18 protein-coding genes are annotated in these 24,611 nt (G+C 71.8%); 9 read left to right on the forward strand and 9 right to left on the reverse strand.

The window, feature by feature from the left end:
* Positions 1 to 157: 157 nt before the first annotated feature.
* The 4 genes from AC3IF3_RS10385 (at position 158) to zwf (ending at position 10,098) form a co-directional block, all read left to right on the forward strand.
* A complete protein-coding gene (locus AC3IF3_RS10385) occupies positions 158 to 3,283 on the forward strand; it encodes an MdtB/MuxB family multidrug efflux RND transporter permease subunit (protein ID WP_489228630.1) in 3,126 nt (1,041 codons plus the stop codon).
* Positions 3,280 to 6,744: an efflux RND transporter permease subunit gene (locus AC3IF3_RS10390; protein ID WP_243973060.1), complete on the forward strand. Its 3,465-nt coding sequence runs from the start codon at positions 3,280 to 3,282 to the stop codon at positions 6,742 to 6,744. Before AC3IF3_RS10385 ends, AC3IF3_RS10390 begins: the two co-directional genes overlap by 4 nt.
* A 176-nt stretch (positions 6,745 to 6,920) precedes the next feature.
* Positions 6,921 to 8,471, forward strand: coding sequence for an efflux transporter outer membrane subunit (locus AC3IF3_RS10395; RefSeq protein ID WP_313900890.1), 1,551 nt, complete (start codon positions 6,921 to 6,923; stop codon positions 8,469 to 8,471).
* A gap of 100 nt (positions 8,472 to 8,571) precedes the next feature.
* Entirely contained in the window at positions 8,572 to 10,098 is a 1,527-nt protein-coding gene (zwf, locus tag AC3IF3_RS10400) for a glucose-6-phosphate dehydrogenase (RefSeq protein ID WP_489228632.1), read from the forward strand.
* A gap of 361 nt (positions 10,099 to 10,459) precedes the next feature.
* On the opposite strand, the gene rnhA is transcribed toward zwf, so the two are convergent.
* The 4 genes from rnhA to AC3IF3_RS10420 form a co-directional block, all read right to left on the reverse strand.
* Positions 10,460 to 10,945, reverse strand: a complete 486-nt coding sequence (rnhA, locus tag AC3IF3_RS10405; RefSeq protein ID WP_489228634.1) for a ribonuclease HI — start codon at positions 10,943 to 10,945, stop codon at positions 10,460 to 10,462.
* Between the two features lie 7 nt (positions 10,946 to 10,952).
* Entirely contained in the window at positions 10,953 to 11,918 is a 966-nt protein-coding gene (locus AC3IF3_RS10410) for a homoserine kinase (protein WP_489228635.1), read from the reverse strand.
* Between the two features lie 240 nt (positions 11,919 to 12,158).
* Positions 12,159 to 13,160, reverse strand: coding sequence for a 4-hydroxy-3-methylbut-2-enyl diphosphate reductase (gene ispH / locus AC3IF3_RS10415; protein ID WP_489215724.1), 1,002 nt, complete (start codon positions 13,158 to 13,160; stop codon positions 12,159 to 12,161).
* 130 nt (positions 13,161 to 13,290) lie between these two features.
* Positions 13,291 to 14,136 (reverse strand): C40 family peptidase, encoded by an 846-nt coding sequence (locus AC3IF3_RS10420; protein WP_489228637.1) that lies wholly within the window; start codon positions 14,134 to 14,136, stop codon positions 13,291 to 13,293.
* A 452-nt stretch (positions 14,137 to 14,588) separates the two neighbouring features.
* On the opposite strand from AC3IF3_RS10420, the gene AC3IF3_RS10425 reads away from it, so the two are divergent.
* Positions 14,589 to 14,921 carry a hypothetical protein gene (locus tag AC3IF3_RS10425; protein WP_243973051.1) on the forward strand — a complete coding sequence of 111 codons (333 nt, stop codon included), beginning with the start codon at positions 14,589 to 14,591 and terminating at the stop codon, positions 14,919 to 14,921.
* A gap of 13 nt (positions 14,922 to 14,934) precedes the next feature.
* On the opposite strand, the gene AC3IF3_RS10430 is transcribed toward AC3IF3_RS10425, so the two are convergent.
* Entirely contained in the window at positions 14,935 to 15,621 is a 687-nt protein-coding gene (locus AC3IF3_RS10430) for an SDR family oxidoreductase (RefSeq protein ID WP_489228639.1), read from the reverse strand.
* A gap of 494 nt (positions 15,622 to 16,115) precedes the next feature.
* On the opposite strand from AC3IF3_RS10430, the gene hisS reads away from it, so the two are divergent.
* Together hisS and AC3IF3_RS10440 are read left to right on the forward strand one after the other, a co-directional pair.
* Entirely contained in the window at positions 16,116 to 17,639 is a 1,524-nt protein-coding gene (gene hisS, locus AC3IF3_RS10435) for a histidine--tRNA ligase (protein WP_489228641.1), read from the forward strand.
* A 68-nt stretch (positions 17,640 to 17,707) separates the two neighbouring features.
* Positions 17,708 to 17,962 carry a hypothetical protein gene (locus AC3IF3_RS10440; protein WP_243973043.1) on the forward strand — a complete coding sequence of 85 codons (255 nt, stop codon included), beginning with the start codon at positions 17,708 to 17,710 and terminating at the stop codon, positions 17,960 to 17,962.
* A 152-nt stretch (positions 17,963 to 18,114) separates the two neighbouring features.
* Here the strand turns inward: AC3IF3_RS10440 and AC3IF3_RS10445 are convergent, their stop codons facing one another.
* Together AC3IF3_RS10445 and AC3IF3_RS10450 are read right to left on the reverse strand one after the other, a co-directional pair.
* Positions 18,115 to 19,368 (reverse strand): histidine-type phosphatase, encoded by a 1,254-nt coding sequence (locus AC3IF3_RS10445; protein ID WP_489228643.1) that lies wholly within the window; start codon positions 19,366 to 19,368, stop codon positions 18,115 to 18,117.
* A gap of 114 nt (positions 19,369 to 19,482) precedes the next feature.
* Entirely contained in the window at positions 19,483 to 21,171 is a 1,689-nt protein-coding gene (locus AC3IF3_RS10450) for a methyl-accepting chemotaxis protein (protein ID WP_489228645.1), read from the reverse strand.
* Between the two features lie 186 nt (positions 21,172 to 21,357).
* Here AC3IF3_RS10450 and AC3IF3_RS10455 point away from each other — a divergent pair, with 186 nt between their 5' ends.
* Together AC3IF3_RS10455 and hisG are read left to right on the forward strand one after the other, a co-directional pair.
* A complete protein-coding gene (locus AC3IF3_RS10455; RefSeq protein WP_489228647.1) occupies positions 21,358 to 22,497 on the forward strand; it encodes an ATP phosphoribosyltransferase regulatory subunit in 1,140 nt (379 codons plus the stop codon).
* On the forward strand, positions 22,494 to 23,477 hold the full coding sequence (hisG, locus tag AC3IF3_RS10460; RefSeq protein WP_489228648.1) for an ATP phosphoribosyltransferase: 984 nt from the start codon (positions 22,494 to 22,496) through the stop codon (positions 23,475 to 23,477). The genes AC3IF3_RS10455 and hisG overlap by 4 nt, the downstream gene beginning before the upstream one ends.
* A gap of 252 nt (positions 23,478 to 23,729) precedes the next feature.
* On the opposite strand, the gene AC3IF3_RS10465 is transcribed toward hisG, so the two are convergent.
* Both AC3IF3_RS10465 and hemJ read right to left on the reverse strand, forming a co-directional pair.
* Positions 23,730 to 24,092 carry a lysozyme inhibitor LprI family protein gene (locus AC3IF3_RS10465; protein WP_489228650.1) on the reverse strand — a complete coding sequence of 121 codons (363 nt, stop codon included), beginning with the start codon at positions 24,090 to 24,092 and terminating at the stop codon, positions 23,730 to 23,732.
* An 83-nt stretch (positions 24,093 to 24,175) separates the two neighbouring features.
* Complete coding sequence (gene hemJ, locus AC3IF3_RS10470; protein ID WP_243973030.1) at positions 24,176 to 24,607, reverse strand: protoporphyrinogen oxidase HemJ; 432 nt, start codon at positions 24,605 to 24,607, stop codon at positions 24,176 to 24,178.
* Positions 24,608 to 24,611: the final 4 nt, after the last annotated feature.

Consider the following 24,611-nt stretch of genomic DNA (forward strand, 5'->3'; position numbering starts at 1 on the left):
CGGAGGGGGTCGGGAAAGAGGAGCCCGGCTTCCGGACGGGACGTGGCCTTCATGAGGGCCAGCGCTTCATTCTGTCCCGTCGCTCCCCTCTCCCGACCCTCGCTGACGCGAGGGCCACCCTCCCCCGCAGAGGGGGGAGGGAGAAGGCGCGCGCGTCATGAACCCGTCCCGCCTGTTCATCCTGCGCCCGGTCGCCACGACGCTCTTGATGCTGGCGATCCTGATCGTCGGCGGCGTCTCGTACCTGAACCTGCCGGTCTCGGCGCTCCCGGCCGTCGACTATCCGACGATCCAGATCCAGACCTTCTACCCCGGCGCCAGCCCCGAGGTGATGACCTCCTCGGTGACCGCGCCCCTGGAGCGGCAATTCGGGCAGCTCGCCAACCTCAACCAGATGACCTCGCAATCCTCCGCGGGGGCCTCGGTCATCACCCTGCAGTTCAGCCTGGACCTGTCGCTGGACATCGCCGAGCAGCAGGTCCAGGCGGCGATCAACGCCGCCGGCAACCTGTTGCCTTCGGACCTGCCCGCGCCGCCGATCTACGCCAAGGTCAACCCGGCCGATGCCCCGGTCCTGACCCTGGCGCTGACATCGAAAACCCTGCCGCTGACCCAGGTCCGCGACCTCGCCGAGTCGCGCCTGGCCCAGAAGATCAGCCAGGTGGCGGGCGTCGGCCTCGTGAGCATCTCAGGGGGGCAGCGCCCCTCCGTGCGGGTGCGGTTCAACGCCCGGGCGCTCGCCGCCTACGGGCTCAACATCGATGACCTGCGCACGACCATCACCAACCTGAACGTCAACACGCCCAAGGGCACGATCGACGGGCCGAAGCAGTCCTACGCGATCGACGCCAACGACCAGATCCGCGATCCCAAGGCCTACAACGCGGCGATCATCGCCTATCGCAACGGCGCCCCGGTGATGCTCTCGGAGGTGGCCGACGTGGTCGAGGGGCCGGAGAACACCAAGCTCGGCGCCTGGGCCGACACGACGCCGGCGGTGATCCTCAACATCCAGCGCCAGCCGGGCGCCAACGTCATCGCCACCGTCGACAAGATCAAGTCCCTGCTGCCGCAGCTCCAGGCGAGCCTGCCGGCCGCCGTCGCGGTGGCGCCGCTCACCGACCGCACCACCACGATCCGCGCCTCCGTGGACGACGTGCAGTTCGAGCTCGGCCTCGCCATCGCCCTGGTGGTGCTGGTGATCTTCCTGTTCCTGCGCAGCCTGTCGGCGACCCTGATCCCGAGCCTGTCGGTGCCCCTGTCGCTGGTCGGCGCCCTGTCGGTGATGGACCTCTACGGCTTCTCCCTCGACAACCTGTCGCTGATGGCGCTGACCATCGCCACCGGCTTCGTGGTCGACGACGCCATCGTGGTGATCGAGAACATCGCCCGGCACGTCGAGGCCGGCGATTCGCCCCTCGAGGCGGCGCTCAAGGGCTCCCGCGAGATCGGCTTCACCATCATCTCGCTCACCGTCTCGCTTATCGCGGTGCTGATCCCGCTCCTGTTCATGGGCGACGTGGTCGGGCGCCTGTTCCACGAATTCGCCATCACGCTGGCGGCCACGATCGTGATCTCCGCGGTGGTGTCGCTGACCCTGGTGCCGATGCTGTGCGCCCGGCTCCTGAAGCACGTGCCGGAATCGCAGGTCCGCCGCCGGGAGGGCGCCCTGTCCCGCCTCGGCCGGCGCGCCATCGACGGCACGATCGAGGCCTACGGCCGCGCCCTGCGGGTCGTCCTCGACCATCAGGGCCTGACCCTGCTGGTGGCCCTGGGGACGCTGGCGCTCACCGCCTACCTGTTCGTGGTCATCCCCAAGGGCTTCTTCCCGGTCCAGGACACCGGCGTGATCCAGGGCATCACCCAGGCCGAGCAGTCGGTCTCCTTCGCGGCCATGGCCGAACGCCAGCAGCGGATGGCCGAGATCGTCCTGAAGGACCCGGATGTCGCCAGCCTGTCGTCGTTCATCGGGGTCGACGGCCAGAACGTCACCCTCAATTCCGGCCGGATGCTGATCAACCTGAAACCCCGGGAGGCGCGGACCGATTCCGCCAGCGCGATCATCCGGCGGATCTCGGCGGCGGCCGCGGGGGAGCCCGGCACGCGGCTCTACATGCAGCCGGTCCAGGACCTGACCATCGACACCGCGGTCTCGGCGACCCAGTACCAGGTCATCCTCGAGAGCCCGAACATCGACGATTTCGAGACCTGGGTGCCGCGCTTCACCGAGGCGCTGGCCCAATCGCCCGTGGTCAGGGACGTGGCCAGCGATCACCAGGGCCAGGGGCTCGCCGCCTACGTGACCATCGACCGGCCCACCGCCGGCCGCTACGGCATCACCCCGGCCACCATCGACAACGCCCTCTACGACGCCTTCGGCCAGCGGATCATCTCGACGATCTTCACCCAGTCCAACCAGTACCGGGTGATCCTGGAGGCGGACCCGAGCCTGCACACGACCCTGCGCAGCCTGGAGACGATCTACCTGCCCTCCTCCACGGCCACCAATGGGCAGGTGCCGCTCTCCGCGGTGGCGCGGATCAGCGAGCGGCGGGCGCCGCTGCTGATCTCGCATCTCGGCCAGTTCCCGGCCACCACCGTGTCGTTCAACCTCGCCCCCGGCGCGGCGCTGGGCCAGGCGGTGGAGGCGATCGACCAGGCCAAGGCCGAGATCGGCCTGCCGGCCTCGTTCCGGGTGGTGCCGCAGGGCTCGGTCTTCGCCTTCCAGGCGGCGCTCAGCAACGAGCTGTTCCTGGTGCTGGCGGCGATCGTCACCGTCTACATCGTGCTCGGCGTGCTCTACGAGAGTTTCATCCACCCGATCACCATCCTCTCGACGTTGCCGTCCGCGGGGATCGGGGCGCTGCTCGGCCTGATGCTGTTCGGGCTGTCGCTCGACATCATCGCGGTGATCGGCATCGTGCTCCTGATCGGCATCGTGAAGAAGAACGCGATCATGATGATCGACTTCGCGCTCCAGGCCGAGCGCGAGGACGGGCTGGAGCCCCGGGAGGCGATCTTCCAGGCCTGCCTGCTGCGCTTCCGGCCGATCCTGATGACGACGCTGGCGGCGCTCTTCGCCGCGGTGCCGCTGATCCTCGGCACCGGCGAGGGGTCGGAGCTGCGCCAGCCGCTGGGCATCTGCATCGCCGGCGGGTTGATCGTCAGCCAAGTGCTGACCCTGTTCACGACCCCGGTGATCTACCTGGCGTTCGACCGTCTGGAGCGGCGGATCGCGGGGCGGCGGGGACCTGAGCTGGAGAGCGGCGAGGCGCTCCCGTGAACATCTCCGAGCCGTTCATCCGGCGGCCGGTCGCGACCACGCTGCTCACGATCGGCGTGCTGCTCGCCGGCCTGTTCGCGTTCCTGAGGCTGCCGGTGGCGCCGCTGCCGCAGATCGACTTCCCGGTCATCCTGGTCCAGGCGCAGATGCCCGGCGCCTCGCCGGAGACCATGGCCACCACCGTGGCGGCGCCCCTCGAACGGCGGCTCGGCGCCATCGCGGACGTCAACGAGATGACCTCCACGAACGCGCTCGGCTCCACCCGGATCGTGCTGCTGTTCGGCCTGAACCGGGACATCGACGGCGCGGCCCGCGACGTCCAGGCGGCGATCAACGCGGCCCGGGCCGACCTGCCGACCGCGCTCCGGCAGAACCCGACCTACCGGAAGTTCAACCCCGCCGACACGCCGATCATCATCCTCGGCATGATCTCGGACACCCTCACCCGCGGCCAGGTCTACGATTCCGCCGCCACGGTGGTGCAGCAGAAGCTGTCGCAGCTGCCGGGCGTCGGCAATGTCGATATCGGCGGCTCGTCCCTGCCGGCGGTGCGGGTGGAGCTCGATCCCACCGCCCTGTTCAACTACGGCATCGGCCTGGAGGGCATCCGGGCGGCTTTGGCCTCGGCCAACGCCAACTCGCCCAAGGGCGAGATCGACGCCGGGGGACGCCGCTACCAGCTCTACGCCAACGACCAGGGCAACAAGGCCGCCGATTACCGCGACATCATCGTGGCCTACCGCAACGGCGCCGCGGTGAAGCTCACCGATGTCGGCCAGGTGCTCGACGGCGTCGAGGACAAGCGCAACCTCGGCATCGTCAACGGCCAGTCTGGCGTGCTGCTGTTCGTCTACAAGCAGCCCGGCGCCAACGTGGTCGAGACCATCCAGGCCGTGAAGGACGCCCTGCCGCAGATCATCGCGGCGCTCCCCGGGGGCATCGACATCAAGCTCACCGGCGACCGCAGCGCCACGATCCGCGCCTCCCTGGAGGCCACCGAGGAGACGCTGCTGGTGGCGGTCGGCCTCGTGATCCTGGTGGTGTTCGGCTTCCTGCGCTCCTGGCGGGCCACCCTGATCCCGGCGGTCGCCGTGCCGATCTCGATCATCGGCACCTTCTCGGCGATGTACCTGCTGAACTACTCGCTCAACATCCTGTCGCTGACCGCGCTGATCATCGGCACCGGCTTCGTGGTCGACGACGCCATCGTGGTGCTGGAGAACGTCCAGCGGCACATCGAGGACGGCAAGTCCCGGCTCCAGGCGGCGCTGATCGGCGCCCGGGAGGTCGGGTTCACGGTGATCTCGATGAGCCTGTCGCTGATCGCGGTGTTCCTGCCGATCCTGCTGATGGGCGGCCTCGTCGGCCGGATCTTCCAGGAATTCTCCGTCACCCTGTCCCTGTCGATCCTGATATCCCTGGTGTTGTCGCTCACGACCACGCCGATGATGTGCGCCCGGCTGCTCCGGGCCGAGGGCCATGGCCCCGACGGGGGACCGGCCCCCGGGCGCCGGCCGAACTGGGTGATCCGGATCCTGGAGGGGGGCTTCTCCCGGCTGCTCGACGCCTACGCGCGGACGCTGGCGGTGGCGCTCGCCCATCCGCGGATCGTGCTGCTGAGCCTCCTCGCCACGGTCGGGCTCAACGTCTACCTCTACGTGATCGTCCCGAAGGGCTTCTTCCCCGAGCAGGATACCGGCCAGATGATGGGCGGCATCCAGGCCGACCAGCGCATCTCGTTCCAGTCCATGGAGCAGAAGCTCAAGCAGGCGACGGCGATCGTCGGCGCCGATCCGGCGGTGGAGAGCGTCGTCGGCTTCACCGGGGGGCGCGGCACCAACTCGGCCAACGTGTTCGTCGGCCTGAAGCCGCTCAACACGCGGGCGCCGATCTCCGCCGTGATGGCGCGGCTGCGGCCGAAGCTCGCCCAGGTGGCGGGGGCGCGCCTCTACGTCTTCCCCCGGCAGGACCTCCAGATGGGCGGCCGCCAGAGCTTCGCCCAGTACCAGTACACCCTCCAGGGGGACACCGCCGAGGAGCTGTTTTCCGCCGCGCCGAAGCTGGTGACGGCCCTGCAGAAGGACCCGGTCTTCGCGGACGTCACCTCCGACCAGCAGGAGGGCGGGCTGGAGAGCCGGGTGGTGATCGACCGCAACACGGCCTTCCGCTACGGCATCACCCCGAACAAGATCGACAACACCCTCTACGACGCCTTCGGCCAGCGCCAGGTCTCGACCATCTACAACCCGCTGAACCAGTACCACGTCGTGATGGAGATCGCCCCGCGCTACCTGGAGACGCCGGAGACGCTCAAGCAGATCTACGTCTCCACCTCCGGGGGCAACGCGGCCGGCTCGGCCACCACCAACGCGGTGGCCGGCACCGTGGCGGCGGCGGGGGGCGTCAACACCAACGCGGCGACCGGCACCAGCAGCCCGGGCAGCGCGTCCGCCGCGTCGACCGCGACCGGCGCCGCCGCCGGCACCGGGGCGGTGGGCGGCAGCACGGGCAGCACCGGCGCGGTCTCGGCGGCCGCCGCCTCGGCCAGCACGGCCGACACCGCCTCGAACGCCGCCGCCATCGCGTCCGATTCCGCCCGCAACGCCTCGTCCAACGCCATCGCGGCCTCGAAGGGCGGCGCCTCGTCGAGCGCCCCGGTCTCGGCCGCCAAGGAAACGATGGTGCCGCTCTCAGCCTTCGCCCGGATCGAGCCCGGCAGCGCCCCGGTCCAGGTGAGCCATCAGGGCCTGTTCGTGGCCACCACGATCTCGTTCAACCTCGCCCCGGGCAAGAGCCTGTCGGACGCCACCGACGCCATCGACCGGGCCATGGCGTCCCTGCACCTGCCGGCGACGATTCACGGCGAATATGCGGGGGCGGCCAAGAACTACGTCGCCTCGGCCTCGCGCCAGCCGCTGCTGATCCTGGCCGCCATCCTGGCGGTCTACGCGGTGCTGGGAATCCTGTACGAGAGCTTCGTCCACCCGCTGACGATCCTCTCGACCCTGCCCTCGGCCGGCGTCGGCGCGGTGCTGGCCCTGCTGGTCACCGGCACCGACTTCACGATCATCGCGCTGATCGCGGTCTTCCTGCTGATCGGCATCGTGAAGAAGAACGCCATCATGATGATCGACGTGGCGATCGACGCGGAGCGGACCCGGGGTGCGAATCCCGTGGACGCGATCCGGGAGGCCTGTCTCCTGCGCTTCCGGCCGATCATGATGACGACCCTGGCGGCGATGCTCGGCGCCGTGCCGCTGATCCTCGCCAACGGCGAGGGCGCGGAGCTGCGCCGGCCCCTGGGCATCGCCATCGTGGGCGGATTGATCGTGAGCCAGATCCTGACCCTCTACACCACCCCCGTCGTCTACCTCACCCTGGATCGCCTCCGGCACAGGGTGCTCGACCGCCGCAGGCGCGCCGGGCGGGGCGGAGAAGCGGCGCTGCCGGCCGGAGAGTGATGGTTAAGGTTTCACGTGAAACATCGGCGGCCGCGGTCGTGCGCGCGACACGCCCTCCCCCCTCTGCGGGGGAGGGTACCCTGCGCAGCAGGGGGGGAGAGGGTCAGCGCGACGATTCCGGATGGAGCGATCGTCGCGACCTCTCCGGCACCGTCGCTCCCCTCTCCCGACCCCTGGTGACGCGGGGGCCACCCTCCCCCGCAGCGGGGGGCGGGAGAGCGTCCCGCACGCTCGCGGCCCTCCTCTTCGCCGCCCCCCTCATGACCGGCTGCGTGGTCGGCCCCGATTACTCCCGGCCCTCCGTGGAAACGCCGCTCGGCTACCGGCAGGGCGGGGTCCGGGAGGACAGCCCGGCCTATGTCGCCGCGCGGAAGACGGGGTTTCGCGAGGCCCGGCCCAACGATGCCGTCGAGCGCGGCGACTGGTGGCGGGTGTTCAAGGACCCGACCCTCGACCGGCTGATCCGCCTCGTCGATGTCGACAACCAGTCGCTCCGGCAGGCGGTGGCCAATTACCGGCAGGCCCGGGCGCTGGTCGCCTCCGCGCAGGCCGCCCTGTACCCGACGGTGATCGGCGCGCCGAGCATCACCCGCACCGGCAGCGGCGGCGGCAGCACCGGGACCGTGCGCACCAGCGCGGCCCTCCTCGGCGAAGCCAGCTGGCAACTCGACCTGTTCGGCGGTACCCGCCGGACCATCGAGAGCGAGGCGGCGCTCGCCCAATCCGACGCCGCCACGATCGCGCTGACCCGCCTGACCATCCAGGCCGAGGTCGCGGCCGATTACCTGACCGTGCGCTACGCCGATTCGCTCCAGAAGGTGCTCGACGAGAATATCGAGAACTTCAAGAAGACCGCGGCGATCACCGAGAACCAGTACGCCGCGGGCGTCGCGGCCCGGTCGGACGTCATCACCGCGCAGACGCAGGTCCAGACCATCGAGGCCCAGGCCATCGCGGTGCGGCTGACCCGGGTGCAATACGTCAACGCCATCGCCACCCTGATCGGGCGCCCCCCCTCGGAGGTGTCGATCCCGGTCTCCGGCATCGCCAAGAATCCCCCGGGCGTGCCGGTGGGGATCCCCGGCGACCTGCTGGAACGGCGGCCGGACGTGGCCCAGGCCGAGCGCCTCGTCCAGGCGCAGAGCGAGCGCATCGGCGTGGCGGTGGCGGCCTTCTTCCCCACGGTCACGATCTCGGCCCAGGGCGGCGTCTCGGGGCTGACCCGCAACGGCCTGTTCTCGGCGGCCAACCAGGTCTGGTCGGTGGCGGCCTCCGGCAGCGAGACCCTGTTCGACGGCGGCGCCCGCACGGCGGCCGTCCGCTCGGCCGAGGCCGGCTACGACGCCCAGGTGGCCAATTACCGGCAGGTGGTTCTCGCCGCCTTCGCCGAGGTCGAGAACCAGATGGCGGCCTTGCGCATCCTCGCCCAGCAGCAGGGGGCCCAGGACAAGGCGGTCGACCTGTCGCGCAAGGCGGTGGAGATCACCTTGAACGAGTACCGGGCCGGCACCCAGAACTTCACCACCGTGGTGACCGCGCAGGGGCTGCTCGTGACCAACGAGATCAATGCCCTCCAGGTGCGGCTCAGCCGCTTCACCGCGGCGGTGACGCTGATCCGGGCGCTGGGCGGCGGCTGGGACGTGCGCTCCCTGCCGAGTGATTCCGAGCTGAAGGGCCCGAGCCTGCCGATCGACCGGGGCGGCCAGGCGGTCCGCCCGGACGAGTAGGAGGCGCGCCGCCCGGCCGCGTGCGCGGGCGCCGGAACGGCCCCCCGGTGCGGCGGGTTGTCAGGCGGCTTGCTGCGCCGCAATCGGACGGGAATCGGGAATGGTCGAGCAGAAGACAGCCCTCAAGGACGACGCCGCCTGCGGCACCGAGCCGGCGCCGCCCTGCACGCTGGTGATCTTCGGCGCCGGGGGCGACCTGACCAAGCGCCTGCTGATGCCCTCCCTCTACAACCTCGCCGGGGCGGGGCTCCTGCCCGAAGGGTTCTCGATCCTGGGCGTCGACCATTCCGACGGCACGGACGAGTCCCTGCGCGACACCCTCACCAAGACCCTGGAGGCGTTCAGCAAGGACCCGACCTCGGAGTTCCACGCCGACCATATCGACGCCAAGAGCTGGGGCTTCATCCGCGACCGGCTGCACTACCTGAAGGGCGATTTCGAGAAACCCGAGACGTTTTCCGCGATCGGCAGCCGGATCACCGGCAGCGCGGTGTTCTACTGTGCGGTGGCGGCCCGGTTCTTCGGGACGATCGTGGACGGCCTCGGCCAGGCCGGCCTGCTCAAGCAGGAGAACGGCGATTTCCGCCGGGTCGTGATCGAGAAGCCGTTCGGCTCGGACCTGGCCTCGGCCCGGGAACTCAACGCCCGGATCCTGAAACAGGCCGACGAGAGCCAGTTCTACCGGATCGATCACTTCCTCGGGAAGGACACGGTCCAGTCGATCATGGCGTTCCGCTTCGCCAACGGGCTGCTGGAGCCGGTCTGGCGGCGGGAATACATCGACAGCATCCAGATCACGGCGGCCGAGACGGTCGGCGTCGAGGAGCGCGGCGGGTTCTACGAGCCGACCGGGGCGCTGCGCGACATGGTGCCGAACCACATGTTCCAGCTCCTGTGCATGGTCGGCATGGAGCCGCCGAACTCCTTCGCGGCGGAGGCCGTGCGCACCGAGAAGGCCAAGCTCGCCGAGGCGGTGCGGCCAATCCCGCCGGAGGATGCGGTGCGCGGCCAGTACACGGCCGGCACCTCGGAGGGCCGCGATGTCCCGGCCTACCGGGACGAGCCGCACGTCGCCAAGGATTCGGTCACCGAAACCTACATCGCCCTGAAGCTCCATATCGAGAACTGGCGCTGGGCCGGCGTGCCGTTCTACATCCGCACCGGCAAGCGCATGACCGGGCGGCGCACCGAGATCGCGGTCCTGTTCAAGCCGGCCCCGTTCAAGATGTTCGAGGACACGCCCAACGCCGATCTCGGGCCGACCGTGATGCGGATCCTGATCGATCCAGATCACGGGGTCAGCAGCGAGTTCAACGTGAAGGTGCCGGGGCCGCAGATGAAGATCGGCCGGGTCCGCTCGGGCTTCCGCTACAAGGATTTCTTCGCCGACACGCCGAATGTCGGCTACGAGACGCTGCTCTACGATTGCATGACCGGCGACGCGACCCTGTTCCAGCGGGCCGACAATATCGAGGCGGGCTGGGCCGCGGTCGACCTGCTGCTCCAGGGCTGGCCGCAGCAGGACGTGGCCCCCTACCCGGCCGGAAGCGCCGGGCCGAAGGCGGCGGACGATCTCCTGGCCCGGGACGGCCGCCACTGGCTGGGCCTCGACGGCGAGACGGATTGAGAGCCCGGGCGATCGAACGACCGGACGGTTTCATCCCGGACCCTGAACGGGACGCGACGGGGCGCGAGCCGGCCGCCTGCTCGGCAGGGAGGTGGTCGCGGCTCGGTTTACAGCCAAGCGTACCGCTACACGACGGCGGCGCGACGCTCAGGACCGAGAGGTCCCGATCGCCCCGATCCACCTCCTCATCCTGAGGTGCGGCGAAGCCGCCGCGAAGGCGGGCTCCCGGGATCGCGCGGCCGGCTGGAGGGCTCCTTCGAGGCCTCCGCTGCGCTTCGGCGCCTCAGGATGCGGGCCAGGGTTGGTTGTCCGATCGGTGCGACCGGCGCGGAACCGAGGTCACACAGTCACGGATTCCCGCTCAGCGCCGCTTGAACGGCAGCATCGCCGCTACGGCCAGCGCGTCGACCCGGTTGTTGAGCGGGTCGCTGGCATGGCCCTTGACCCAGTGCCAAGCGACCTCGTGGCGGTCGCGGGCGGCGTCGATGCGGCGCCAGAGGTCCTCGTTCTTCACCGGCTTCTTGTCGGCGGTGCGCCAGCCCCGCGCCTTCCAATTGTGGATCCAGGCGGTGATGCCCTGGCGCAGATACTGCGAGTCCGTGAACAGATCGACCCGGCAGGGGCGCGTGAGCGCCTCCAGGGCCTCGATCGCCGCCAGGATCTCCATCCGGTTGTTGGTGGTATGCGCCTCGCCCCCCGAGAGCTCCTTCCGGGTCTCGCCGAAGATCAGGATCGCCCCCCAGCCCCCCGGCCCGGGATTCCCCGAGCAGGCGCCGTCCGTATAGATCTTCACCCGCATCGGCGCGGCTGCGGCCTCGCCGGCGGGGCCGGTCACGTCGGTGCTCATCCGGCCCTCAACCCTGCCGCCCGTAATCCCGGGCGTCCCGCGCCTGCCGGTGGAAGGTGAGCCGGCGATCGAATTCCCGCGGGTCCTTCGGCTTGACCAGCGCCCCCGGGGGCACGTTCAGCCAGTCGACCAGCCGGGTCAGCATGAAGCGGAGCGCGGCGCCCCGGCACAGGATCGGCAGGGCCGCGACCTCGTCCGGCGCCAGGGGGCGCACGGCCTCGTAGCCGGCGATCAGGGCTGCCGCCATATCCCGGTGGACGGTGCCGTCCGGGTCGAAGCACCACGCGTTGAGGCACACCGCGAGGTCGTACGCGAAGGCGTCCGTGCAGGCGAAGTAGAAGTCGATCAGGCCCGACAGGGCGTCGCCGATGAAGAACACGTTGTCGGTGAACAGATCGGCATGGATCACCCCGCCCGGCAGCGTCCGGGGCCAGTGCGCCTCCAGGAAGGCGAGGTCGGCACGGGTGCGCGCCGCCAGCCCCGGGGCGACGGAATCGGCCTGGGCCTCGGCCTGGGCGAAGAGCGGGCGCCAGGACGACACCGAGAGGCTGTTCTCCCGCATCATCGCGAAATCCCGGCCGGCGGCGTGGAGCTCGGCCAGGGCCCGGCCGAGTTCCCGGCAATGCTCGACGCCGGGTGCCTTGACCGAGACGCCCTCCAGGAAGCTGACGATCGCGGCGGGCCGGCCGCACAGGCGTCCCAGCGCCGTGCCGGCCCGGTCGCGCACCGGCTGCGGGCAGGCGAGGCCGCGGGCCGAGAGGTGCTCCATCAGCCCGATGAAGAACGGCAGGTCCTGCTCGCGGACCCGCTTCTCGTAGAGGGTCAGGATGTAGGAGCCCTGAGTGGTGTGCAGGAAGAAGTTCGAGTTCTCGACGCCCTCGGCGATGCCCTTGTAGGAGAGCAGGCTGCCGATCGCGTAGGCGGACAGGAACTCAGCGAGCGCCGCGTCGGATACCTCGGTGTAGACGGCCACGTGTTCGCGCTCGGGTTGGGGTTCTTCTGGGATTTGGGATCGCCGATGAGCCGGACGGTTCCGGTCTTCCGACCCACCCCCTCATCCTGAGGTGCTGCGCAGCGGCCGCGAGGGAGGCCTCCGGATATTGCAGCGGTCCCCGGAGGGCGCCTTCGAGGCCTGCGCTGCGCTTCGGCCCCTCCGGATGAGGGGTTTGGACGGGATTGAGGCTCTCTCGTCGGAGGCTGGATCCCGAGCGGCCTACTCGGCGGCTTCGCTGCGCAATTCGCGCGGCAGCGGGAAGACCATGTCCTCCACCACCGTCGAAACCGTGTCGACGATCACGTCGTAGCGGGCCGCGAAGGCCTCGATGATCTCCTCGACCAGCACCTCGGGGGCCGAGGCGCCGGCGGTGAGTCCGAGCTTGCGGATCCCCTCGAAGGCCGGCCAGTCGATCTCCTCGGCGCGCAGCACGAGGCGGGTGATCGGGCAGCCGACCCGCTCGGCGACCTCGCGCAGGCGCTGGGAGTTCGAGGAGTTGGAGGAGCCGACCACGATCAGGGCGTCGACCAGCGGCGCCACCTGCTTCACCGCCTCCTGGCGGTTGGTGGTGGCGTAGCAGATGTCGTCCTTGTGCGGCCCGGTGATGGTCGGGAATTTCTTCTTGAGTGCCTCGACGATGTGGCGGGTGTCGTCCACCGACAGGGTCGTCTGGGTGACCCAGGCGAGGTTGTCGGGGTTCTCGGGGGTCAGGGCCTGGATCTGGTCGAGATCCTCCACCAGGGTGATCGAGCCCTTGGGCAATTGGCCCATGGTGCCGACCACCTCGGGATGGCCGGAATGGCCGACCAGCAGCACGTGGCGGCCGCGCTTGTGGTGGATCTCGGCCTCGCGGTGGACCTTGGTCACCAGCGGGCAAGTGGCGTCGATGGTGGTGAGGCCGCGCGAATCGGCGTTGGCCGGGACCGTCTTGGCGACGCCGTGGGCGGAGAAAATCACCGGGGCGGCCCCGTCGGGCACCTCGTCGAGCTCGCGCACGAACACGGCGCCCTTCCGCTTCAGACTCTCGACTACGTACTTGTTGTGCACGATCTCGTGACGGACGTAGACGGGCGGTCCGTAGAGGGCGAGCGCCCGCTCGACCACGTCGATGGCCCGCACCACGCCGGCGCAGAAGCCCCGGGGGGCGCAGAGCAGGATCTCCAGCGGCGGCTTGCCGGCATTGCCCTGGGCGGGCTCGAGGGGCGCGGGTTCGACGGTCATGCGGGGGATGTGGCGAGGGCGGGGCCGTCCTGTCAACAGGCCAAGTCCCGGAACAGGTCCAGGAACCGGGCCGGACGGGCGCGGCGGGGCCCTCCTGTAGCACGTTTGCCGCGGGTTTGGACCCGGCCCCTCAGAGGCGCCGGAGGCCGGTCACCGGGCCGAAGCTGTGGGCCTGGATCCGGGCGACCGCCTCGGCCAGGGGCTCCACCGCCACCGCCATGTGGTGGCCGTTGGCATGGATCAGGGTCTCGGGGTCGAGCATCAGGCCGACATGGCCGCGCCAGAACACGAGATCGCCCCGGCGCAGGGCCGCGCCGTCGAGGGGCAGGGCCTGCCCGAGATCCCGCGCCTGCAGGTCGGCGTCGCGCGGGCAGGCGAGCCCTGCTTGGTCGAGGCAGAGCTGCACGAGGCCGGAACAGTCGAGCCCCAGCGTCGTCCGGCCGCCCCAGAGATACGGGATCCCCACGAGGCGCAGGGCCGTGGCCGCGTAGTCGGACGCGCGCTCCCCCACCGGGGCGCAGTGGCGGGCGAACACGTAGCCGCCGGGGGTCTCCAGATACGCCCCCGCCTCGCCGGTCACCACCAGCCGCGCCCCGAGGCTCAGATGGGCGCGGATCGGCCGCTTCAGGTCCGGTTCCGGGTACAGGAAGGTGCGCAGCGCCGTGACCCGGTGGGTCGGCTCCGGCCCCGCCGGCCCGAGGCTGTCGGCGGGCAGGTAGCCGACATAGCCGTCGCGGGCGAGCTGCACGAAGGCGAAGCCGTCCGCCGCGGCGTAGAGATCGACGGCGTCGCCGAGCAGCGCCTCGGTGTCCAGCCCGGCGTCCGGGGCGGGGGCGCGCCGCAGGGGGGCCGCGGGGGCGATGACCCGGCGCGGCGTGCCGGCGACGAAGCGCTCCGCGGTGACCCGGCCGCGCAGGTGCAGGGCGGCGATGTCGGCCCGGGCCGGCGTCAGGCGGGGATCGAGGGTCTCTGGCATGCGGCCATCCTAGGGCATCATCCTGAATGCTGGTGTCCACCGTCCGGAAAAAAAGTCGATGCGGGCCGGCGGCCGCGGGCGTCGTTCCGGACCCGGGAACCGGACGACACGCTCAATCTCCGCGGGGCATCGTCTCGTCCCGGAGGCCGATAGCCCTCGTCCGGGCGGGAGACCGGACCCCCGGGGGGCCTTCGGGATCCCTGGGGAGATCGCCGTCGCGGGGCGGAACCGTTGCGCCGCCCGCCCTGCGCTCCTATGTCGCATCCGCCCTCCGCCGGGGCGATTCGGCGCGATCGTGCCCACGGGCTCGACAGCGGCGGCACCCCGGTGCCCATCGCGGCGGCAACGGTCCGTCAGCCATGTGCCCGGAATGCCGGTCACGGGCTTTTGATGCACTGCACAACCGGCCCGGAAGGCGCTATGTCTGTCCCATGAAGACTGCGAGTCGCCCCGTGAAGAAGACGCAGAAGAGCTTCGCCGACCTGCCGCCGATCCGGGTGCGCCGCGAGCCGCCCACGATCAACGAGGCGGTCGCGGCCGCCCAGGACCTCGCCGACGATGTCGAGCAGCAGGTCGAGATCGCCGCGGGCCTGATCGGCCTCCCGGCCGACGAGGTCCGCCCCCACGTCCTGGCAGCCAAGACGGCGAAGCCGGAGCGCGTGCCGGAGCGGATCCTGACCCATGCGAGCCCGAGCCGGGCGCCGCGCACCGTCGTGGTCGAGCGGCGCACCCGGCCGACCGTGGTGATCGAGCGGCGCATCCGCCCGATGGATCCGCGCCGCTGAGCCGATCCGGTCCTCACCAGGGCAGTGTCTCGCCCCGGTAGTCGAGATAGTGGGCGCCCGGCCGGCCGAGCGCCGCCGCGATCACGTCGGCGAGGCCGGTGACGCTCGTGGCCACGTCGAGATCGGCCTCCGTCCCGCCCATCTCGGTGCGGACCCAGCCGGGGTGCAGGATCAGCACCGACAGGTTCTCGGCCCGGTGGCGGATCTCGAAGCTGCGCGCCAGGGTGTTCAGCGCCGCCTTGCTCGCCCGGTACGTCTCCCAGCCGCCCGTCTCGTTCAGGCTGACGCTGCCGAGGATCGAGCTCATCAGGGCGAGGCTGCCGCCGGGGGCGAGGCGGTCGCGGAACGCCTCCGCGAAGCGGATCGGGCTGACGGCATTCGTGAGATAGACCTGCGCGGCGACATCCCGGGGCACCGCGTGCAGCGGGTCGTGGGCCTGCGTGGCGACGCCGGCCACCACGAAGATCAAGTCGAAGCGCTCCGGGGCCAGGCGGTCGTGCAGGGCGGCGACGCCGGCATCGTCGTCGATATCGGCGGTCTCGACGCGCAGCGCCTCGGAATCCAGCCGCGCCAAGTCGGGGGACGGCGTGCGCTGGGTGGCGGTGACCCGCCAGCCGCGCCCCAGGAAGGTCTCGACGAGGCCGAGCCCCAGGCCCCGGGAGGCCCCGACGATCAGCGCGCTCTTCTGCGATGGGTTCATGGTGTCCTCGACGATCCGGCCGGATCAACCGGCCGCGCCCGCGAAGGTTCGCCCAATCCCCCAAGGACGAGGGCGGGGAGCGCGATAGCCGGCCGGCCAGGCTTGCACGTCGGCCCAGCCCCGTGGATTCCAGAGGGATCATCCCTCTGGCGGGGTCCCGGGGCAGAGCCCCGAGGCTTTCGCAGGGTTTGCGCCCCGCACCCGCGAAATGTCCGGGACCGTTCGAAACCATCACGGGCCGAGGATCACTGGCTAAGGACAGGATCCGTCCTGATCGAAGGACCGGGAACACGCGGAAACACGCTCCGGCGCCTTGTCCCGCACGGTGGCTGCCGGCCGTCGGAAAAAGACGATGTCCGTCAAAAAGCTAGCGCCCGGTGCCGGTTCCGGTATCCGGCCCGATGCTGTAGAGCCCGGCCCCAGGATCTCCGCCGTGCCGGGGACGACTCACACCGGATCCGGGCTCCGGGTCCACGGGAAGCGAACACGATCCCATGTCCAAGCCTGAGACCCTGAAACCCCGCCTGCCGCGCGGCTTCGTCGACCGGCGCGCCGACGAGATCGCCGCGCAGCACCGGATGCTGGAGACGATCCGCAAGAGCTTCGAGCTCTACGGGTTCGAGGCCCTGGAGACCCCCTTCGTCGAGTACACCGAGGCGCTCGGCAAGTTCTTGCCCGATCTCGATCGCCCGAACGCGGGGGTGTTCTCGTTCCAGGACGACGACGAGGCGTGGCTGTCGCTCCGCTACGACCTCACGGCGCCGCTCGCCCGGTTCGTGGCCGAGCATTTCGACGCCCTGCCGAAACCCTACCGCAGCTTCCGGGCCGGCTACGTGTTCCGCAACGAGAAGCCGGGGCCGGGCCGCTTCCGCCAGTTCATGCAGTTCGACGCCGACATCGTCGGCGCGGGCAGCGTCGCGGCCGATGCCGAGATCTGCATGCTGATGGCCGACACCCTCGACCGGCTCGGGCTCGGCGGCCGGTACGTGGTCAAGGTCAACAACCGCAAGGTGCTCGACGGCGTGATGGAGGCCGCGGGGCTCGCGGGCGACGACCGCGCCGGCCAGCGCCTGACCGTGCTGCGGGCGATCGACAAGCTCGACCGGCTGGGCGTCGACGGGGTGCGCGACCTGCTCGGCGCCGGCCGCAAGGACGAGAGCGGCGACTTCACCAGGGGCGCGGGCCTCGACGCGGCGGCGATCGGGCGGATCCTGGCCTACGTGTCGTTCCAGGCCGATGCCGGGGACGGCGCCGACAAGGTGGCGTTCTGGGAAAAGTTCTTCGCGGGCTGGCACGACGCGGTCGGCGATTCGGAGACCGGCCGGGAGGGCATCGCCGAGCTGCACGCGATCATGCGCCTCTGCGCCGCCGCCGGCTACGGGCACGAGGTCATCCGGGCCGATCCGAGCGTGGTGCGCGGGCTCGAATACTACACGGGCCCGGTCTACGAGGCCGAGCTGACCTTTCCGGTCACTAACGAGGACGGCCAGACCGTGCGCTTCGGCTCGGTGGCGGGCGGCGGACGCTACGACGGGCTGGTCGGCCGTTTCCGGGCCGAGCCGGTGCCGGCCGCCGGCTTCTCGATCGGGGTCTCGCGCCTGTTCTCGGCCCTGCAGCTGGTGGGCAGCCCCCTGCTCGCCGGCACCGAGACCCCCGGGCCGGTGGTGGTGCTGGTCCTCGACCGGGAGAACATGGCCGATTACCAGCGGCTGGTGGCGCTCCTGCGGGCGGACGGGATCCGGGCCGAGCTCTATCTCGGCGCCGCCGGCATGAAGGCGCAGATGAAATACGCCGACCGCCGCCGCGCCCCGGTGGCGGTCATCCAGGGCTCGAACGAGCGGCTGGCCGGCGAGGTCCAGATCAAGGACCTGATCGAGGGCGCCCGGGCGGCGGATTCCATCGCCAGCAACGCCGAGTGGAAGGCGGCCCGGCCCGCACAGATCTCGTGCCCGGAGGCCGATCTGGTGGCGCAGGTCCGCGCCGTGCTGGCTCGGCACTTTCCCTCGACCACGGGTTGAAACGCCCGAGCTTCGACGGCGTTGTTCCCCGTCGATGCCGCGACCCTGTCGGCAGGGAGACCCCGGGGATGCGTGCCAAGACGACGGTCAAGCCCCTGATCCTGTCGGCCGCCCTGCTCATCGCCTGCGCGGCGCCGGCCTCGGCGGCCCGCCCGATCCCCGACCGGCTGCCCAGCGCCGTGGCGGTTGCGACGCCCGGCACCGGCAGCGCCCCCATCCTCAGCACCGGCGTCGCCGCGGGCCCCGCGCTCAGCGCGCTGACCCGGCGCAAGCCCGGCCGTCGGCCCCGCGGAGCGCGGCTCGGAAGCATCCGCCCGCTCTGAAAGTCGGGCCGGCGAAGATCCGGGGTTTCCCAAGGGCGAGCCCTTGGGCATGGTTTCGGGGGCGGAGCCCCTGAAATTCGGGCTTCGCCCGAGACCAGGGCCCTGCCCTGGACCCGCGAAAGGGCTCGCCCTTTCGAAACCCGGACGATGCGTTACCGGACGCACACGGGCGGCAGCGCGGCGCGGACCTTGGCGACGAACGTCTCCAGATCGCAGCCGCCGTCCCGCGCCGGGCAGATCCCGATCGTCAGCGGCAGCGAGACCGGCGGGTCGAGGGGACCGAGCGGCCGGGCCGAGCGCAGCTGGTCGAGGGTCTGGGCGTAGATCCGGACCCGGATCGTCCGCGCGCCGGTCTCCGGACTGCGCCAGACCTCGAAGGCGAGGGTGACGCCGGGGGCCGTCGGGTCCGGCTGCCCCGGGAGCGACCAGCCGAGGCCGAGGGCGCCCGACAGGGTCGACAGGGTGGTGTCGTGGCCGGCCAGCACGACGAGGCGCGCGCTCGCCCCGAGCGGCGGCACGCCGAGTCCCCGGGGCGCCACGCCCTGCAGCAGGTCCGCGAGCATCCGCAGCAGCGTCGCCCCGTGGAACGCGGCGATCTCGGGCGTCCGGTGCAGGAGATCGGCCGCCCGCCGATGCGCGGGCAGCAGTGCCGCCAGGGTCTCGGGGGTGCCCTGCCCCCAGGCCACCTGATCGGCCGGCAGGCCCTGGGCGTATTCCAGGAGCAGGTTCGCCGACACGGCGGCGGCCAGCGCCAGCGGACCCTCGATCTTCGGCCCGGTGGGCGTGGCCCCCACCGTGCTTGGGCCGTCGAGGCAGGCCGCCGGGACCGCCTTGCAGGCGGCAGGACCCAGGATCCGCTTCAGCGCCGCGATGGCCTTCTCGGACGCCCTGTCGGTCACCGCGGTCCCCCCGGCCGTCCGCGCCTGCACCGCCGCCAGGGCCGCGGCCGGATCCAGGGGACAGACGCGACCGCTGTCGAAGACCGGATCGGAGGCGCCCACCGGCCCGTGACGGGCGACGAGGCCGCAACCCGGCGCGACGGCCTCGGCCAGGACCTGCCCGCTCCGGAGGGTGCGGTTCGTGGCGCCGTCCGCCCAGACCTGCACGGCGTTGGGCGGCGGGCAACCGGTCTCGGGCAGAAGCTCCGCCCGGGCATAGACGCTCCGCAGGTAGGCCCCCATCCGGGACAGCGCCTCGGCGCCGTGCGGCGTCATTTCGCCCGGCTCGACGGGAAAGGCCGGCCAGGGCCGGCCGGTCCGGGCCTCCAGCGCGGCCGGCGCGGCCGGCGCGGCGGTCGGTGCACGCACCCCGTGGCGGGAGACCGTCACCACCCGCTCCAGCCGGGGCTCGGCCCGGAGGGGAGCCTGCGCCGACAGGAGGATCGCGAGGGCGACGCAAACGGACACGGTGCACAGGCATGCGCCGCTCGGGCCCCGCCCCCGGCCGGGCGCCTGCGGGATCCTCCGCGCCATCACGGTTCGCGCCCGTCCCCGCCTGGCATGATCCGCGGCGGCCTGGGCTCAGGCCGCCCGCAGGCCGGACAGGAACTGCCCCACGGCGGCGCCGAGTTGCCCGGATTCGCGCGACAGGGCCTGCGCCGAGGCCAGGACCTGGGCGGCGGCGGCACCGGTCTCGTCGGCGGCGCCCGCCAGGCCCGCGACGTTGCCGGTCACCGCACTGGTCCCGGCCGCGGCCTCCGACACGTTGCGGACGATTTCCTGGGTGGCCGCACCCTGCTGCTCCACGGCGGCGGCGATCGAGGTCGCCACGCCGCTGATCTCCTGGATGCGGGCGGTGATCGAGCCGATCGCCCCGACGGCCTGGCCGGTGGAGGCCTGGATCCGGCCGATCTGGCCGGTGATCTCCGCGGTGGCCCGGGTGGTCTGCTCGGCGAGCGCCTTCACCTCGGAGGCGACCACGGCGAAGCCCCGGCCGGCGGACCCGGCCCGGGCCGCCTCGATGGTCGCGTTGAGGGCCAGGAGGTTGGTCTGGGCCGCGATGCCGGAGATGAGCGCGACCACGTCGCCGATCCGGGACGCGGCGGCGCTGAGGTCCTCCACGAGGGCCGCGGTCTGGCCGGATTCCGCGACCGCCCCCTGCGCCATGCTGGCCGAAGCCTGGACCTGCCGGCCGATCTCCTGGACCGAGGCGCCGAGCTGCTCGGCGGCGGCCGCCACCGTGCCGACATTGCCGGCGGCGTCCTCGGCCGCCCGGGCGACGCCCCCCGACCGGGCCGAGGCCCGGGCGGCGATCGCGCTCATGCCTCCGGCCGTGGTCTGGAGCTGGGCGACGGCGTCCGTCACCGCGACGATCACCCCGCCGACGCTGCCCTCGAAGGCCACGGCCATGCTCTGCATCGCCGCCCGGCGCTGGGCCTCCGCGCCCGCCCGGGCCAGCACGGTCTCGGCCTCGAGGGCTTGGTTGCGCTCCAGGCTCGCCCGGAAACCGAGGGCGGCCCGGGCGATCTCGGCGATCTCGTCGCGCCGCTCGGTGCAGGGCACGGCGACCGCGGCGTTGCCGGCGGCCAGTTCCGTCATGGCGGCGGCGACCCGCAGGGCGCGCCCGGCGATGTCCCGGGCGAGCCACGCCATCAGGGCCAGCGCCAGGACCGTGCCGAGGCCGGTGCCGGCCAGGATCGTCGTCACCGCCGTCGCGCTGGCCGCGCGGGCCGCCCCGGTGGCAGCCCGGGCCGCCCGGCTCGCGGATCCCTTCAGGCCATCGAGGCTCTTCCAGGCGGTGTCGTACAGCCGGTTGGCCGGACCGTTGAAGGCCGCCCGGGCCCGGGCGGCCTCGCCCCCGGCCGCCAGGGCGAAGGCCCCGCGCTGCGCCTCCAGATAGGCCTGCCATTGCCCGGTGAAGGCGGTCATGGATGCGGCCGTGTCGGGGCTCGCCGACAGCAGGGCGGCGACGTCCCGGATCAGGCCCTGCATCTCGGCGATCCGGGCGTCGTTGCGGTCCCGGGCCTGGGCGAGGGCGCCGGGTTCGGTCTCGTCGAGCACCCGGGTGGCCCCCAGGCGCACGCGGGTCATGGTCGCGCGCAGATCGCCCAGGAGGTCGACGGCCGGCAACAGCCGGTCGCCGATCTCCTCGGTGGTCGCGGTGCTCTGCCAGACGCGCAGGGCGGCCTGGGTGCCGACCGCGATGACGATCATCCCGATGAGGCCGGCGAGCACCAGGAACTGGGTTCTGAGGCGGAAGGGGAGATGCACGGGTCGTTCACCGATGACGGGCCGGGAGCGGCAGGTGTATCCGATGGCTGTTGCAGGTCCGTAAAGGTTATCGCGCCTCGGACCGCGCCGCGCGCGATCCTGCGGGGCGCATCGGGCCGGTACGCCCGCGCCCGCTGTCGCCAAGCCCGGGCGCGGTTGCTACAGAGCGCCCGCGAGGTGGATACGATGACACGACCGGAGGCAGGTGAGACGGGGGCGGGGGACGCGGCGCGCACGCGGCTCTCCGCCCACCTGGCGGCGGCGGGCTACCGGCCGGTGACGCCGCCGGTGCTGCAGCCGCTGGAGCCGTTCCTGGAACTGTCGGGCGAGGATATCCGCCGCCGGATCTTCGTGACCCAGGACGCGGGCGGGGCCGAGCTGTGCCTGCGGCCGGAATTCACCATTCCCGTCTGCCGCCTGCACCGGGCGCAGGCCGACGGGCAGGCGGCCGATTACAGCTATTGCGGCCCGGTCTTCCGGCTGGCCGCCGACGAGCCCGACGAGTTCTTCCAGGCCGGGATCGAGTCGATCGGGCGCACCGATACGCCGGCCGCGGATGCCGAGGTGCTGGGCCTCGCGCTCGAGGGGCTGGCCCTGTTCGGCCGCTCCGATCCGGCCGTGCGGCTCGGCGACATGGGCCTGACCGTGGCGCTCCTCGACGGCCTCGCGGTCCCGCCGGCGGCCAAAAGGCGGACGCTCCGGGCGCTCGCCGCCGGGCGGTCCCTCGATGCCGTAACCAACGGCGCGGGGGCGCGCCCCGAGGATCCCCATGCCGGCCTGCTGGCCGCGATCCAGGGCCAGGACCCGCGGGGCGTGCGCGCCTTCGTGGAGGACGTGCTGGCCATCGCCGGGATCTCGGCGGTGGGCGGCCGCAGCGCCGGGGAGATCGCCGAGCGCTTCCTCGCCAAGGCGGCGGCCCAAGCCCATGGCGGGGCCGGGCTCAACGCCGAGAACCGCGCCGTGCTCGACCGCTATCGGGGGATCACCGGCCATCCGGACGCGGCGGCCCGCGACCTGCGGGCGCTCGTCGCCGACGCGCAGGTCCGCCACGACGCCCTCGCGGCCGCCCTCGACCTCTTCGAGGAGCGCATCGGCTTCATCGCGGCCCGCGGCCTGCCGATCGAGCGGTTCCGCTTCCAGGGCGGCTTCGCCCGCAACCTCGACTACTACACCGGCTTCATCTTCGAGGTGATCGAGGGCGACGGTCCGATCCTGGTCGGCGGCGGCCGCTACGACGGCCTGCTCGGCCATCTCGGCAGCCCGGTCCCGCTGCCCGCGGTGGGCTGCACCTTCTGGATTGAGCGCGTGGCGGGAGCCGGACGATGAGCGCTTCCGAGACCATGCTGATCCTCGCCGTCCCGTCCAAGGGCCGCCTGCAGGAGAACGCCAGCGCGTTCTTCGGCCGGGCCGGGCTGAAGCTCGCTCAAGGAGCGGGCGCCCGCGATTACCGGGGCCGGCTCGTCGGCGTCTCCGACGTCGAGGTGCGTTACCTCTCGGCCTCGGAGATCGCCGCGCAGCTCGCCTCCGGCGCGGCCCATCTCGGCATCACCGGCGAGGACCTGATCCGCGAGACCCTGCCGGACGTGCGCGGCCAGGTGGAGCTGCTGACGCCGCTGGGCTTCGGCAACGCCACCGTGGTGGTGGCGGTGCCCCAGGCCTGGATCGACGTCCGGGACATGTCCGACCTCGACGAGGTCGCGGCCGGGATGCGCGCCCGCCATGGCCGGCGCCTGCGGGTGGCCACCAAATACGTGAACCTGACCCGCCGGTTCTTCGCCGAGAAGGGCGTCGCCGATTACCGGATCGTCGAGAGCCTCGGCGCCACCGAGGGCGCGCCCGCCGCGGGCTCGGCCGAGATCGTGGTCGACATCACCACCACGGGGGCGACGCTCTCCGCCAACGCCCTGAAGGTGCTGGAGGACGGGATCATCCTGCGCTCCGAGGCCAACTTGGTGGCCTCGCTGAAGGCCCCGTGGGGCGCGGGCCAGCGGGCGGCGTTGCGCACGGTGCTCGGCCGGATCGCCGCCGAGGAGCGCGCCCGCACCACCCGCGAGGTCCGCGCCGCCCTGCCGGAGAGCGGCGCGATCGACCTCGCCACCCTCGCGGGGCTGCACGAGGCCGAACTGCCCTACGGCGCCCCGGTTGGACCGGAGGGCGAGATCGTCCTGCGCTGCCCGGAGGGCGCGGTGTTCGAGCTGGCCGACGCCCTGGTCCAGGCCGGGGCGCGGGCCGTGACGGTGCGGCGGGTCGACTACGCCTTCGCGGCGGAGAACCCGCTGGCGGAGCGGCTGCTGGCCCGGCTGTGAGGGGGCGCCCCGATGCCGGAAAGCTGGAAAACTTCCGGGCTGCGGTGTCTATGTCTCGGGTGGGTGACACGGTGAAAGTCTGCCTGCCGTAGCGCGGTCGTCCCTCGCGGATGACGGGAGCGCGATGCGGGGTTCCGGCAGGCCCCGCCCCACGCCGTCAGGAGGCTCCGGCCTCCTTTCGCGGTTTAGGATCCCGAATCGCAGGGTAGCGTCCGGCCTTCGCAGCGCCCGCCAGAGATCCCGTTCGGGTACCTACTGCGGTCCCTGCTTGGCGAACTCCCCCAGAACCCCGCGCAGCACGGTGAGGCGGGTGTCGTAGGCGGCGCGCAGGCAGGCGACGTCGGCGCCGCAGGTCCGGCGTTCCTGCAGCCAGGCCTCCTGGTCGTCGCGGAGCTTGGTCTGGCCGCCCATCGGCAGCACCGCCTTCAGGATCTCGAACCGGGTCGCCATCTCGACATCCCTGTCGTTGAGGGCGAGATGCGCGCAGATCGCCGTCTCGTCGGGGGCCTCGGCCTTCTCGCAGGGGAAGCTCGCCGCGTGGGCGGAGGGGCCGAACGCCAGGGCGGCCAGGACCAGGGTTGCCAGGACCAGGGCGGCGGGGAACGACTTGGACATGGCCGGAGAACGAGCCGGCGGGCGAAAGGCTCCGCCCGGCATGGCGGCCCGGTCGAATCGTCCGGGATCACAGGATCCCGGGATCAGAGGCCCGGCTTGACGATCGCCAGGATGACGATGCCGATCATCAGCAGCGTCGGCACCTCGTTGAGCACCCGGTAGAACCGGGGCGCGCGGGTGTTCCGGTCGGCGGCGAAATCCTTGACCATCCGGGCGAGCCAGCCGTGGATGCCCGACATCGCCAGCACCAGCACGAATTTCGCCTGCAGCCAGGGGCTCGCGTAGAACCCGCTCATCCAGGCGAGCGTCAGACCGAACGCCCAGGTGGCGATCATGGCGGGGGTCATGATCGCCTTGAGCAGGCGGCGCTCCATCACCTTGAAGGTGGCGGCCTGCGCCCCCGAGCCCGGCTCCAGGCCCGCGTGGTAGACGAACAGCCGGGGCAGGTAGAGCATGCCGGCCATCCAGGCGATCAGGCTGACGACGTGCCCGGCCTTGATCCAGTCGTAGAGCACGGGC

It is taken from the genome of Methylobacterium sp. J-118, from assembly GCF_057836565.1.